Annotated in this window: 11 protein-coding genes and 3 pseudogenes; 6 read left to right on the top strand and 8 right to left on the bottom strand. The window is 65.9% G+C overall.

Annotated elements, in window-relative coordinates; translation table 11 throughout:
- Positions 1-218 precede the first annotated feature (218 nt).
- The 4 genes from B8W69_RS10890 to B8W69_RS10875 form a co-directional block, all read right to left on the bottom strand.
- A complete protein-coding gene (locus B8W69_RS10890) occupies positions 219-1175 on the bottom strand; it encodes a 4-(cytidine 5'-diphospho)-2-C-methyl-D-erythritol kinase (protein WP_085289832.1) in 957 nt (318 codons plus the stop codon).
- 60 nt (positions 1176-1235) lie between these two features.
- Positions 1236-2189, bottom strand: a complete 954-nt coding sequence (rsmA, locus tag B8W69_RS10885; protein ID WP_085289831.1) for a 16S rRNA (adenine(1518)-N(6)/adenine(1519)-N(6))-dimethyltransferase RsmA — start codon at positions 2187-2189, stop codon at positions 1236-1238.
- On the bottom strand, positions 2153-3280 hold the full coding sequence (locus B8W69_RS10880) for a resuscitation-promoting factor (protein WP_220084551.1): 1128 nt from the start codon (positions 3278-3280) through the stop codon (positions 2153-2155). The genes rsmA and B8W69_RS10880 overlap by 37 nt, the downstream gene beginning before the upstream one ends.
- Positions 3281-3438: 158 nt before the next feature.
- Complete coding sequence (locus B8W69_RS10875) at positions 3439-4281, bottom strand: TatD family hydrolase (protein WP_085289829.1); 843 nt, start codon at positions 4279-4281, stop codon at positions 3439-3441.
- Positions 4282-4314: 33 nt separating this feature from the next.
- Here B8W69_RS10875 and metG point away from each other — a divergent pair, with 33 nt between their 5' ends.
- On the top strand, positions 4315-5871 hold the full coding sequence (metG, locus tag B8W69_RS10870; protein ID WP_085289828.1) for a methionine--tRNA ligase: 1557 nt from the start codon (positions 4315-4317) through the stop codon (positions 5869-5871).
- Between the two features lie 249 nt (positions 5872-6120).
- On the top strand, positions 6121-6483 hold the full coding sequence (locus tag B8W69_RS10865; RefSeq protein ID WP_085289827.1) for a PAS domain-containing protein: 363 nt from the start codon (positions 6121-6123) through the stop codon (positions 6481-6483).
- A 13-nt stretch (positions 6484-6496) separates the two neighbouring features.
- Here B8W69_RS10865 and B8W69_RS10860 read toward each other — a convergent pair.
- The 4 genes and pseudogenes from B8W69_RS10860 to B8W69_RS10845 all read right to left on the bottom strand — a co-directional run bounded on the left by B8W69_RS10860 (position 6497) and on the right by B8W69_RS10845 (position 9379).
- Positions 6497-7270, bottom strand: a pseudogene (locus B8W69_RS10860) (polysaccharide deacetylase family protein).
- A 40-nt stretch (positions 7271-7310) separates the two neighbouring features.
- Positions 7311-7678, bottom strand: a pseudogene (locus B8W69_RS10855) (hypothetical protein); the annotation flags it as partial.
- A gap of 187 nt (positions 7679-7865) precedes the next feature.
- Entirely contained in the window at positions 7866-8576 is a 711-nt protein-coding gene (locus B8W69_RS10850) for a TetR family transcriptional regulator (RefSeq protein WP_085289826.1), read from the bottom strand.
- A gap of 131 nt (positions 8577-8707) precedes the next feature.
- Complete coding sequence (locus B8W69_RS10845) at positions 8708-9379, bottom strand: TetR family transcriptional regulator (RefSeq protein ID WP_085289825.1); 672 nt, start codon at positions 9377-9379, stop codon at positions 8708-8710.
- Positions 9380-9743: 364 nt separating this feature from the next.
- On the opposite strand from B8W69_RS10845, the gene B8W69_RS30575 reads away from it, so the two are divergent.
- The 4 genes and pseudogenes from B8W69_RS30575 to B8W69_RS10830 all read left to right on the top strand — a co-directional run bounded on the left by B8W69_RS30575 (position 9744) and on the right by B8W69_RS10830 (position 13091).
- Entirely contained in the window at positions 9744-9890 is a 147-nt protein-coding gene (locus tag B8W69_RS30575; RefSeq protein WP_165762589.1) for a hypothetical protein, read from the top strand.
- 1 nt (position 9891) lies between these two features.
- Positions 9892-11082, top strand: a complete 1191-nt coding sequence (locus B8W69_RS10840; protein WP_085289824.1) for a PPE family protein — start codon at positions 9892-9894, stop codon at positions 11080-11082.
- 84 nt (positions 11083-11166) lie between these two features.
- Positions 11167-11427 (top strand): annotated as a pseudogene (locus B8W69_RS10835) (dTDP-4-dehydrorhamnose 3,5-epimerase family protein); the annotation flags it as partial.
- A gap of 113 nt (positions 11428-11540) precedes the next feature.
- Complete coding sequence (locus tag B8W69_RS10830) at positions 11541-13091, top strand: sugar transferase (RefSeq protein WP_110881896.1); 1551 nt, start codon at positions 11541-11543, stop codon at positions 13089-13091.
- The last annotated feature ends 4 nt before the right edge of the window (positions 13092-13095 follow it).

The raw sequence follows: 13095 nt of genomic DNA, 5'->3' as shown, positions 1-13095 counted from the left end.
TGATGCGTCCGCACCCGCCGCAGTGCGGCGGCGCTCGATCACCCGATGAGCACGAATCGGGCCGGAGAAACCTGGCCGGGCCCGATGCATTAATCGCCCGCCGGAATGCCCGGCGGACGATGGACATAAGTGATCTTGCTCAACGCTTCCCGTCACCGCGGATTATCTTAAACTCCCCTTAGGGTGGCGCCAAACCAATGCGCGAATTGGGAAAATTTTCACACCTCGGTCGGCGTGGGGACCACCCGCGCGCCCACCACCGGCCCGCTGGCGACCCGCACCGTGCGGCACACACCCGCCCCCGACACCTCGGTGCCGACGTCGACCGCGGCGGCCGCCGAAGAGCACAGGAAGGCACACGTCGGGCCCGACCCGGACACGATCCCCGCCAGCGCCCCGGCCTCCACGCCGGCGCGCAACGTCCGTCGCAGGGCGGGGTGCAGGCTCACCGCGGCCGCCTGCATCTCGTTGCCCAACAGCGGCGCCAGCTGCTCGGCATCGCCGGCGGCCAGGGCGGCCAGCACCGGCCCGGGAGCGGGCAGCCGGGGCGGGTCCCCCACCTCGCGCAGCCGGTCCAGTTCGGCGAAGACGGCCGGCGTCAGCAGCTCACTGTCGGCGAACGCCAGCACCCAATGGAAGGTGTTGCGGGACAACACCGTCGCCAACTCCTCGCCGCGGCCCGTGCCCAGCGCGGTTCCGCCGTGCAGCGCGAACGGGACGTCGCTGCCCAACCGGGCGGCCAGCGCGCGCAGATCGCGGCGCGGCACGTTGAGTTCCCACAGCGAGTTCATCGCGACCAGCACGGCCGCCGCGTCCGCGCTGCCGCCGGCCATCCCGCCGGCCACCGGAATCGACTTGTCGACCATGATCGACACGTCCGGCGCCCGGCCGACGTGTTCGGCCATCAGCTCGGCGGCCTGCCAGGCGAGATTGCGTTCGTCGGTGGGCAGCTTCTCGGCGCCCTCGCCGACGATCTCGAGCGAGAGCACATCCGCATTGCGGACGGTCACCTCGTCGAGCAGCGACACGGCCTGAAAGATCGTGTTCAGCTCGTGATAGCCGTCCTCGCGGCGGTCGCCGACCGCCAGGTAGAGGTTGACTTTTCCGGGGACCCGAACGGTGACCGACCCGGTGGGCACCCAAGCCGCGGCGGTGTTGCCGTCAGACGCTGACACCGCAGCAGACTATCGCTGCTGAGAGCTAACCACACGCAACGGCGCCCCGAAGGTCCGCCGTCAGCCGGCCGACGCCCCCTGCTCGGCGCTGTGCGGAGTCGTCTCGGCGGCGCTGTGGGGGCGGTCGGCGGATCGCTGCAACAACCGCACGAAGTCGTCGATCGACAGCGTCTCACCGCGGCGGGCGGGGTCAATGCTGGCGGCCAGCAACCGATCCGCCGACTCGTTGCCCGAGCCGGCCCAGTCCACGAATGCGTTGCGGCAGGTCTTGCGCCGCTGCCCGAACGCGATGTCGACCAGTGCGAACACCTCGCGACGGAACGCCTCGTCGGCGGGCCACGGCGAGGTCGCGTAGCGGTCGATGCGCACCAGCCCGGAGTAGACCCGCGGAATCGGCCAGAACACCGTCGGCGACACCGTGCCGCAACGACGAATTCGGCCGAAGAAGCGCACCTTGACGCTGGGCACGCCGTACTCCTTGCCGCCCGGCTCGGCGGCCAGGCGCTCGGCGACCTCGGCCTGCACCATCACCGTCACGGTGTGAATGGACGGGAACTCGGCAAGCAGATGCAGCAGCGCCGGGACGGCGACGTTGTACGGCAGGTTGGCGACCACGGCGGTCGGCTGCACGGCCAGCTCGTCGCGGCGCAGGGTCAAGACGTCGCGGTTGATCACGGTTAGGCGCCGGCTTTCGCTGGTGGAGTGCTCGGCGACGGTCTGGGGCAGACGCTCGGCCAGTACCGGGTCGATTTCGACGGCGGTGACGGGCGAGCCGCGGTCGAGCAACGCCAGGGTGAGCGACCCGAGACCGGGCCCGACTTCCAGGACGTGGTCAGACCGGCTCACCCCGGAGGTCGAGACTATCCGGCGCACCGTATTGGCGTCGTGGACGAAGTTTTGGCCGAGGGATTTCCGTGGCCGAAAATCAAGTTCTTTGGCCAGCCGCCTGATCTCGGTACGCCCGAGTAGCCGGATGGTCAGCGTGCACCAGCTCTTCCGCTGCACACTGGCCACGCACCCCAACCCTGGCGCTCACGGGTCACCTCGGCGACGGTGATCTGCTCCTCGCGGGTGGCGAGGTCGGCGCGGGAGGCGAACCGCAAACCACCGTTGCGCTCCCACGTGCCCTGGTCGAACTGCACACCCCCGTAATACCCGTTGCCGGTGTTGATCGCCCAGTTTCCGCCGGCCTCACAGCCCGCGATCGCGTCCCAGATGGAACCGTCGCTGATCGGAGGCACCTCGGTGCCGGGCTTGGTGCCGATGCGGACCACGGAGTCGCGGGCGGGCGTGATCACCGTGTTGGCGATCGGTAGCCGGCCGGTCTCGACGCCGTTGACGGTGGCCACCGAGAAGGTGACGTCCTGCGTGCCCGGGCTGCCCGGATCCTCCACGACCTGGCGGCTCATGTTCATGCCCGCATCTTCGATGCGTCGGGCGTTGGGGGGCAACGGGATCCGTTCCGTCACCTGCTGGATCCGGTTGCGGGTCACCTGGACTTCCATCCCGTCGACGATCGGCGCCGTCGCGGCGGGCACCACCTGGTCGCTGTCGAGCAGCGGCGCGCCGGCGGCGCTCAGCAGGCCGGCGACGTTGGGCGCCGCCAGGTGCACATTGCGGATCGCACCGGCGTCGTTGATGCGGACGGTCTTGGCGCTGACGACGGGCAACGCCATTCCGGCCAGCGGAACGCGGCTGCCGCGGTTGGCCGCGGCCGGGGCGGTGTCGGTCATCGCCAGCTGGGCCAGCGCCTCGTCGACGGTCGATGCGGTGGTCCACACCTGCTTGGTGTCATGGCCGTCCAGCGAGATCTGCAGCGGACGGCTGCGCCGCAACACGATCTTGCCGGCGTCGTGCACCGCGACATCACCGGCGGGATACAGGTCATCGCGCTCGTCGATGCCGAAGCCGTTTTCCTCGACGACGTCGATCACCCGGGATTTCATGGTGGTCACCTGCATGCCGACCCCGTCGACGGTCAGCGTCACCGTCTTGCACACCGAGACCGCGTATCCGCCCGCGAATGCCAGGACTACCAGCAGCCCTCCGACTACAAACCGCAACATCGGCGACGGGGACTGATGAAGTTTTGTCAATACACTCAACGCGCGCTACCCAACCCTCAACAACCCAATCATTCAGCAGCAAGTCACAAATTAAGGGCCCATAAGGCCCCACCGTTCGATCACAAGACGGTAACGAACCGGTCACTGTTGGGCAACTCCGACGCGGCGAAAATCAACGAATCGCCTGGTCGTTTACGTCACACTGTGACCAATCCGTACACCCGCGCAGCATTGCCCGTTGTTATCTCGGCCAGCTCTTCCGGGCGACGATCCACCAGTTCGGCGATCGCCCGAACAGTATAAGGAAGGCAATAGGGCTCATTCGCCGCCCCCCTATACGGATGCGGCGTCAAGAATGGCGCGTCGGTCTCCACCAGTAGTTGCTCCGGCGGTATCAAGGGGACGGCTTCGCGCAGGGCGTGCGCGTTGCGGAAGCTCGCGGTGCCGGACAGGCTCAGCAGCCATCCGGCGTCCACGCAGCGACGGGCCATGGCGGCATCCGAGGAAAAGCAGTGGAAGATCACGGCGTCCGGGGCGCCCTCGGCCGCCAGCACGTCGAGCACTTCTTCGTCGGCGTCGCGGTTGTGGATCATCAGCGGTTTTCCACACCGCTTCGCCAGGTCGATGTGCCAGGCGAACGCCTCCCGCTGCACGGCCGGCTCGGCGCAGCCGTCCAGGCGGCCGGGCCAATACAGGTCCAGGCCGGTCTCGCCGACGGCCACCACCCTGGGGTGGGCCACCAGTCGCTCGATTTCGGCGCGAGCGGCGTCGTCGAGCGCGCCGGCGCGGGTCGGGTGCAGGGCCACCGCGGCATAGACCCGCGGGTCCCACTCGGCGGCGCGGGTGACCCAGCGCGCCGAGTCCAGGTCGTCGGCGATAGTGACGACCGCCCCCACCCCGACCGCCGCGGCGCGGTCCACGATGGCCCGCACGCCCTCGGCGTCGGCGGCACCACACGCATCCAGGTGGGTGTGCGCATCGACGAGCGGGCTCAACGGCTCGGGTGCCGGCGGCGGCCGGCGTTTGGAACTCACGCGCACACAATAAGTCGCCCCCAAATAAGGTTGGGGGCGATGAGGCCCTATTACGTCACCACCGCGATCACCTACCCCAATGGCGATCCGCACATCGGTCACGCGTACGAGTACATCGCGACCGACGCGATCGCCCGGTTCAAGCGGCTCGACGGGTTCGATGTGCGGTTTCTGACCGGCACCGACGAGCACGGCCTCAAGATGGTCGAAACGGCGGCGGCCGAGGGCATCCCGACGCCCGAGCTGGCCCGGCGCAACTCCGATGTGTTCCAGCGGCTGCAGGAGCGGTTGAACATCTCCTTCGACCGGTTCATCCGCACCACCGATCCCGACCACCACGAGGCGTCCAAGGAGATCTGGCGCCGGATGTCGGCGGCCGGTGACATCTACCTGGACACCTACTCGGGCTGGTACTCGGTGCGCGACGAGCGGTTCTTCGTCGAATCGGAGACCAAACTTCTCGAGGACGGGACCCGGCTGGCCGTGGAGACGGGCGCGCCGGTGACCTGGACCGAGGAGCAGACCTACTTCTTCCGGCTCTCGGCCTACACCGACAAGCTGCTGGCCCACTACGAGGCGAACCCGGACTTCATCGCGCCCGACGTGCGGCGCAACGAGGTGGTCAGCTTCGTCTCGGGCGGGCTGCGCGACCTGTCCGTCTCGCGCACCTCGTTCGACTGGGGCGTGCAGGTGCCCGAACATCCCGACCACGTGATGTACGTCTGGGTCGACGCGCTGACCAACTACCTGACCGGGGTCGGCTACCCGGACACCGAATCCGAGCCGTTCCGGCGCTACTGGCCGGCCGACCTGCACATGATCGGCAAGGACATCATCCGATTCCACACCGTGTACTGGCCCGCGTTTCTGATGTCGGCCGGAATCGAGCTGCCGCGCAGGGTTTTCGCGCACGGGTTCCTGCTCAACCGCGGCGAGAAGATGAGCAAGTCGGTGGGCAACGTGGTCGACCCGATCAACCTGATCGACACGTTCGGGGTTGACCAGGTGCGCTATTTCCTGCTGCGCGAAGTGCCGTTCGGCCAGGACGGCAGCTTCAGCGAAGACGCCATCGTCACCCGGATCAACTCCGATCTGGCCAACGAGCTGGGCAACCTGGCCCAACGGTCGTTGTCGATGATCGCCAAGAACCTCGATGGGGTCGTCCCCGAACCCGGTGAGCTGATTGCCGCCGACACCGAGTTGCTTGCCACGGCCGACGGTTTGCTGGAACGGGTGCGGGCCAGCTTCGACTCGCAGGCGATGCATCTGGCGCTGGAAGCGATCTGGCTGATGCTCGGCGAGGCCAATAAGTACTTCTCGGCGCAGCAGCCGTGGGTGTTGCGCAAGAGCGATTCCCCGGCCGATCAGGAACGATTCCGCACCGTCTTGTACGTCACCTGCGAGGCGGTCCGCATCGCCGCGCTTCTGGTGCAGCCCGTCATGCCCGAATCGGCCGGCAAGCTGCTGGACCTGCTCGGCCAGCCGTCAGAGCAGCGAGCGTTTGCCGCCGTCGGCACAAGGCTGGCTCCCGGCACCGCGCTGCCGGCGCCCGCGGCCGTGTTCCCCCGCTACCAGCGGGTTTCCGAAGTCGAGTGAGCGGAACGCTCAAAGTGCGGTGATGCGAACGAGACGCGCATCCCACACCGGAGTCGAGTGAGCAGAACCGTGAAGTCGAGTGACCCATGGTCGAAAACTCGGACAGTCGGGTGAATACCTAAGCGCGTCCAGCGCCAACCGCGAGCACTTCTCTGCCCCGTTGGAGTAAAGCGTCCAACATAACTTCGGGTATGGACCATAATCTTCGGTGTGGAACGACGCCAGAATAGGCAGCAGAGCCAATCGCCGATGACGACCTTGAAGGGGCTACCCGCATTGGTTGTGCTGGAGCGGATGCCGGTTCCCGTGCTGGCCATCGGCGATGACGGCAGTATTTTATTCGCCAACACCGCATTTGCCGACATGGTGGGCTACGACCCCGAGGAGGCCACGTCCCTGCGATTCGAGCAGATCTTCCATCACGCACCGGCCTCGGAATCGCTGTTGGCAACCGTTCATGCCCTGGCGAACGAGGTCGTCGAGTTGGTGCACAAGGACGGTTCGGTTGTGCGCGCGCTGATGAGCAAGTCCGCCGTGCGCCGGGTGGACGACCAGTTCGCCCTTGCGGCGTTTCAGGATCTGACCGAGCAGCTCTGGGAAGAAGCGCGCTAGCTGTACCAACCCCTCAGCGGCGCGTGGCAACGGCCGTCGCGCGCCGGCGCGGCAGGCCGCCGCAGACCATGAGCCGGAAGTAGTCGAACGAGGAATTGCTGCCCACCGCCAACCGTGGCAATGCCAGCGGGTCGCAGCGGCGATCGGCGAATCCCGGCGCGGTGGACAATGCCCAGCGCACCCCACGGCGGCGCAACGCGTCCATGGCTCGGGCGTCGAAATCCTGAGGCCGGCCGTTCGGGTAGGCGAAAATTGTTGGCGCCAGCCCGGTCTCGCGTTCCAGCGCCGCGCAGGAATCGGCGATCTCCTGCTCGGCTTTGTCGTCGCCGCACCGCGCGAGGATGGGGTGGGTGACCGTGTGCGGATACAGCGTCACCGGAGGATCGGCGGCCATCTCCCGCGGAGACAGCGCCACGTTTGGCGCTGTCTCCGAGCGAGCGCGTCCCCAGTCCCAGTGCGCCAAATCGACTTCGGGGGCAGTACTGCGGGCGATCGCCAGCTACAGCCAGTCGGGCCACAAGGTCGCGCCGGTGCCGATCGGGCCCGTCGCGGGGAACACCACCGCGGACAGGTTCAGCTCGCGCAGCACCGGCAGCGCGTGTGTCGCGAGGTTGCGGGTGCCGTCGTCGAACGTGATCGCCAGTGCGCGCGGCGGCGACAGCGGGTGGTCCTCGACGCCATGGAACATGACGATGGCGAGCACGTCGCGGTGCCGTCGCCGCGCCAGCGCAGGAACCCCGGCGGCGCACGGTAATCGGGCCGCGATGTTCTTGACGGCCGGGCGCATCAGCGCGCTCCTGACTCGTGCCTTCAGGCGTCAAACCCCATTGACGCCGCCATGATTCGCGTCTCACGCGCCACAGGATCACCCCGGCACCGACGATGGCCACGGCGACCCAGCCGGCGCCGAACCACCACAGCCAGTCGAGGTCGGAACGTGCTCCGGACCACGCGGCGGCCGCACCGGCGGCCAGCGGCGGGTGATCGACGGTCACCGGGTCTTGGCCGGACACCACCTGATCAGCTTGTCGAGCTGTCCGGGCGCTCCGTTGGACGTCGCGACCAGCAGCGACCGGCCGCGGTTGAAAACCGTTCGGAGAGAGGCGAACCGCAACACGGGGTCCAGCGTGAGCTTGGCCGGCTTGTCGCGGGGCCCGACCGCGCTGACGGTGATCGGCGGGCACGGCCACGATGCCGGGGCATTCATCACCAAGAATCCGACGATACCGGCCAGTGCAAATACTCGGCGGAGAGATTTCCGGTACGTCACCGGAACAGTATGCATTGTTGAAAGCGCTTCAACCCCAATAACGGAATCGTCGCGACCGCGAAAAGGTATCTGGCGCCGCCTCTTCGAGATCAGCCACCCCGACCTTCGGGCGCTATTCGGTTTCCGATTGCGCTGCGGCTTGGTCGCGGGCAGCCCTGGCCGCCGCGTGGCGCATTCCTTCGCGGTGCAGGAATTGCTCGAAGTAAGGCAGCGACGCTTCCGAGACGACGCCGGGCAGCAGCAGCTTCCATATCTGATGCAGGCGCGCGGTGGGGTCGCCGATGATGTCGCCGATTCTGCCGTGGCTGGATATGGCGTTGGCCACCAACCGGGCTCCGAAAATGGTGCCGATGATCGACGCACTGAGCACGTCGGGATCGATTTCGCCGCGGAGGTCGCCCTCCTTGATTGCGCGGCGTGCCTCTTGCGCCGTCTCCAACATCAGATTGGCGAAGAAGCGCGACGCCGCCCCGTTAAATCCGGTCAATGCCGTGGCCAATTGCGCAGCCGCGCGGGCCATTCTGTCCGAGCTCAACACCTCGACAATCGTGAATGTGCCGTGCAGCAGATTCTCCAGCCCCGGCGACGACGCCCCACACACGTTGCGGAAAGCGCCGAGAAGTGTGTCCGAGCCTTCCTCGATGATGTTCGACGCCAACGATTCTTTTGAATCGAAGTGGTGATAGAGAGCACCCTTGGTCATTCCCGTGCGCTCGATGATGGTGCTCCATCCAGCAGCGGCGTACCCGACGTCACCGAAAACTTCGATCGCGGAATCGAGGATTTTTCGGCGAGTGGCTTCAGAGCGAACTTGGCGCGCCATTGTGCACGCACCTCCGGAGTCTCATCGGATGCGCAGATCGCTCATCTGATTTCACCTTGCTCGCAAGACGGCCCACAGTATCAGCCGCCACCACGGCGATCCCCCTGTGCAACCCCCCGGCGTTTCCGCCACTAGTCGACATCCGCGGAACTGGCGTTGATGGCGAGCGCCGCACGCCGCCTGAGGAATTGGCGGAAGTATTCGGTGCGGTCCGGCTGCAGGACCCCGGTCAGGAGCAGAGACCAGCACTTTTCCAGGTCGCGCAGGAATCGCTCCGGTTCGTCCAGATTGCTGGTCTTCCGCAGGCCCATGTGCAGCGAGACCATCAAGCGGCCGATGTCCTGCGGGTCGCACTCGTCGTTGATGTCGCCCTCGGTCTTGGCCCGCTCGGCGACCCTGGCCAGCGCTTTTATCCACTGATCGAACAACTTCTCCTGCAGCCCGTCCGCCAGGCCGACCGACTCCATCAGGTTCAGTCCTGACCTGACGACGTCGGTCTTGATGTCCTTGATGGCGATCAGATAGGAGAAGTCGATCAGGGTCTCGAGGCCCGAGAGACCGCGCGACAGCAGTTCTTGCACGGCTTCGGCGCCGGCCTCGGTCTGGCCGTCGATGATCGCGACCGCCAACGCGTGCTTCGACTTGAAGTGGAAGTACATCGCGCCCTTGGTCAGTTCGGCCTCGGCGAGGATGTCGTCGAGGCCGACGTCGTGGTACGGGCGTCGGGCGAACTGATGAGACGCGGCCCGCAGTATCTGTTGCCGGGTCGCATCGGCTCGTCCATCAGTCGAGTGGGTCGTCATCGCAATCGAGAACTCGGATTCCCCGCGGCAGGAGTCTTGACGCAAAGGTCCAGGCCGAGGCTGACGTCGCGGGCAGCGTCACCCGCCGTCACGTCGACAAACGCCTTGCATAAGCAGGGCACAACTACCTCGGTTCTTCAAGGGTTGGGAGCGAACACGCACCCGCGTCGCTCGAAGATATCCAGTCCGCTTCTGAGGTTAGCAGTCATACGGCTGTCCCGGTTGACGCCCGCGTAAATACCTGAGGTCTAGATCACACGTTCTTGTCAAACCATTAGTATGTTTTATAGGCTATTGTCAGATCGTCAGTTTGGAAACCGCCTAAACATCGTCTCGGCCGTCTGCACCGCATAAGGGGAAGCACATGTCGTTCGTCACGGCGAACCGCTGGTCACAGGTCTTATACGACCGCCAGACCACGGCTGACCTGCGGTTTATCGGCGCATCTTTGGTCAGCAGCACCTCCTCCGCCGCCACCGCCGCCTCGGCCCGCCTGACGGCCGCGGTCTGAAATGATCGATTTCGGAGCGCTTCCCCCGGAGATCAACTCCTTGAGGATGTACGCCGGCCCCGGCCCGCTGTCACTGACCGCCGCCGCAGTGGCCTGGGACGGTTTGGCCGCCGAACTGCACGCCGCGTCCAGCTGCTACCGCACCGTGATCGCGGGCTTGACCACCCAGCGCTGGATGGGCCCGTCGTCTTTGGCGATGGCCTCCGCCTTCGCCCCCTACATGGCGTGGACGGCCGGCGCCGCCGCGCGGGCCGCAGAATCGGCCGGTCAGGCCAGGCTCGCCGTCGAGGTCTACGAAGCCGCCTTCGCGATGACCGTCCCGCCACCAGCGGTCGCCGCCAACCGTTCCCAGCTCGCGGTGCTGGTCGCGACCAACTTCTTCGGCCAGAACGCGGCGGCGATCGCGGCCACCGAAGTGGAGTACGGCGAGATGTGGGCGCAGGACGCCGCGGCGATGTATGAGTACGCCGCCGGCTCGGCCGCCGCGTGCTCGGTGACCGAGTTCAACCCGGCACCACACGTGACCAACGAGAGCGGCATGGCCCAGCAGGCCGCGGTCGCCAAAGCCACCGGAATCTCGACTGGACAGCAAGCGGGACTGAAGGGGCTGGTGGAGAGCATTCCCTCGACACTGCAAGCGTTTTCAACGCCGACGGGAGTCGGGTCAACAAGTGTTCTCGGAGACGCTGCCTCGGGAGTGTTTGATTCGGGGTCGATCTCCAATCTCAGCAACATAGCCGGCATCTGGATGATGGCGGCGCCCACCCCGCTGTACGCGATGGCCAGCGTCCTGGGGATCGCACAGAGCGGCCAGTCCATGGGGCTCGCCGCGGGCTCTGTCGGCGCTGACCTCGGAGCGGCTGCCGCGGCGGGCGCAGCCGAGGCCGCGTCGGGAGCCACCGCGCTGGGAGGCTCGGGGAGCGGCGTGCTGGCCAGCATGGGTTCGGCTAGCGCACTGGGGCCGTTGGCGGTGCCGCCGGCATGGACGAGCGTGATTCCACCGTCACCGTTAGGCGGTGTCCTTTCGTCCCTGCCCAACGGCGCTGCAGGTGGTGTCTCGGCTGCACCACCAAGCATGTTGGGCGGAGTGCCCTTGCGGGCGGCAACGAATGGAGCGGGGGCCACCCCGGGTCCGCGCTATGGCCTGATCCCCACCGTCATGGCGCAGCCGCCGGCCGCCGGTTACGGATAGCCACTCAAGTTGCGGCAGCTGCGGCATGCGCACCATCAAAACCAACCGCGTCCCTACGACCTTCTGCTCTGAAAGGAGACATAAGTGAAGTACACGCCCACGACTGTCGCAGGAGTGACGATCATCGACATCGAGCCCAGCTGCGATCATCGCGGCTTCGTCTCACAGTCCTTCTGCGCCGAAGAATTTGCCGACATTGGGCTGATCGCGGATGTCGTGCAGACGAACATCGCCTTTACCCACACCCGAGGGACGGTGCGAGGCTTGCACCGTCAGGCGCCGCCGCACGCCGAGGCCAAGCTAATCCGCTGCACCCGCGGCGCAGTCGCGGTGATGATGGACGTAGACCGACTGTTGGCCAAATCGTCAACCTATGACCCATCGGTTATCCCGGCGCGTATGTCACCGCCCTGCCAGCTTGTCCACTTCAGCGAATGAGCCACGCCATCCGGGATGCGATGCAGCACGGACGAGCGGTCGCACCACTAAAAGAACGGCCCAGCATAATCGTCTTGCAAGGCCGCCCGACCGGGAGCGCGCCAACAGCCTCCCTCTCGTTGCCAAGGACCGGCGGTCGCAGCCCCCGCCGCTGGCAGGCGAAGTATGCGGACGGAGTGCGCATCACCGACACGGCAATCGTGTCCGGATCGGTGATGCTGGCGCAGTTTGCCCGGTTCGGGAGTTCGCCATCCGCGTCCGGTTACGCCGGCGGAGTGATGACGATGTTCTCGGTGCTGTTCGCGGCGCTTTGGCTATCGTCGCTCGCGATATTCCAAACACGGTCAACGCGAATCATCGGAGCGGGAATCGACGAGTACCGCCGCATCGCGCACGCGTCGTTCCAGACATTCGGATTCATCGCGATGATCACACTGCTCGCCAAGATCGATCTGGCCCGGGGTTACTTGGCGGTCGCTCTTCCCGTCGGCACGATGGGATTGCTGACAAGCCGCAACATGTGGCGCAGGTACGTCGGCCGGAAACGAGCGCAGGGCGAATACCAAACGAAGGTACTGACAATCGGTGACCGGTCCAGCGTCTTACATCTGGCGGATGAACTGACCCGTAACCCGGAAGACGGCTACGTCGTGGTTGGTGCCTGTATTCCGGGATATGGACCGCCACGCGGCGAGGCACTGAAGGTTCACGGCCAGGCGATTCCGATTCTCGGTGACGACAGCTGTGCGGCGGCTGCGGCCGTGGGCTGCGGTGCGGACACTGTAGCAGTAGCTCGGACCGAACACTTCGGCGAGCGCGGGATCCGAGAGTTGATGTGGCAGTTGGAAACCATAGACATCGACCTTGCAGTGTCGCCCGGGGTAATGGATGTCGCTAACGCACGGTTAGCCCTGCGGCCGTACGCAGGCTTCCCGCTGCTGCACGTAGAGAAACCCCAATATGAAGGGACCAACCGCTTTCAGAAACGGGCCTTCGATTTCTGTTTCTCACTGGCCGCACTCATCGCGGCAACGCCGATCATGATCGTATGCGCCATCGCAATCAAGCTGACAAGCAAAGGGCCGGTGTTTTACCGGGCCGAACGCATTGGACTCGAGGGCAAGCCCTTCACGATGCTCAAATTCCGCACCATGGTGGACGGCGCGGACACGCAAGTCGCGCGCCTGCTATCTCATAATGAGAGCGCTGGGGGCATGCTTTTCAAGATTCGTCGGGATCCTCGCGTCACACCCGTCGGGACAGTGCTGCGCAAGTTCAGCATTGACGAGTTGCCGCAATTCATCAATGTGCTGAAGCAGGACATGAGTGTCGTCGGACCACGGCCACCGCTGCGGCGCGAGGTAGAGAACTACGATTTTGATGCTAAGCGCCGGCTTCTGGTGAAGCCGGGCGTCACCGGACTGTGGCAAGTGAGCGGCCGTTCAGATCTTTCGTGGGAAGAGTCGGTCCGGTTGGATCTGTCTTATGTCGATAACTGGTCCATGGCAGGTGATCTCATGATCGTCGCCAAAACGCTCAAGGCCGTCCTGGCAGGCGCCGGGGCCTACTGATGAA

It is taken from the genome of Mycolicibacterium vulneris (assembly GCF_002104765.1).
Classification (GTDB): domain Bacteria; phylum Actinomycetota; class Actinomycetes; order Mycobacteriales; family Mycobacteriaceae; genus Mycobacterium; species Mycobacterium vulneris.
The sequence above is the reverse complement of the archived record's forward strand: the minus strand, read 5'-3'. Positions and strand labels throughout refer to the sequence as shown.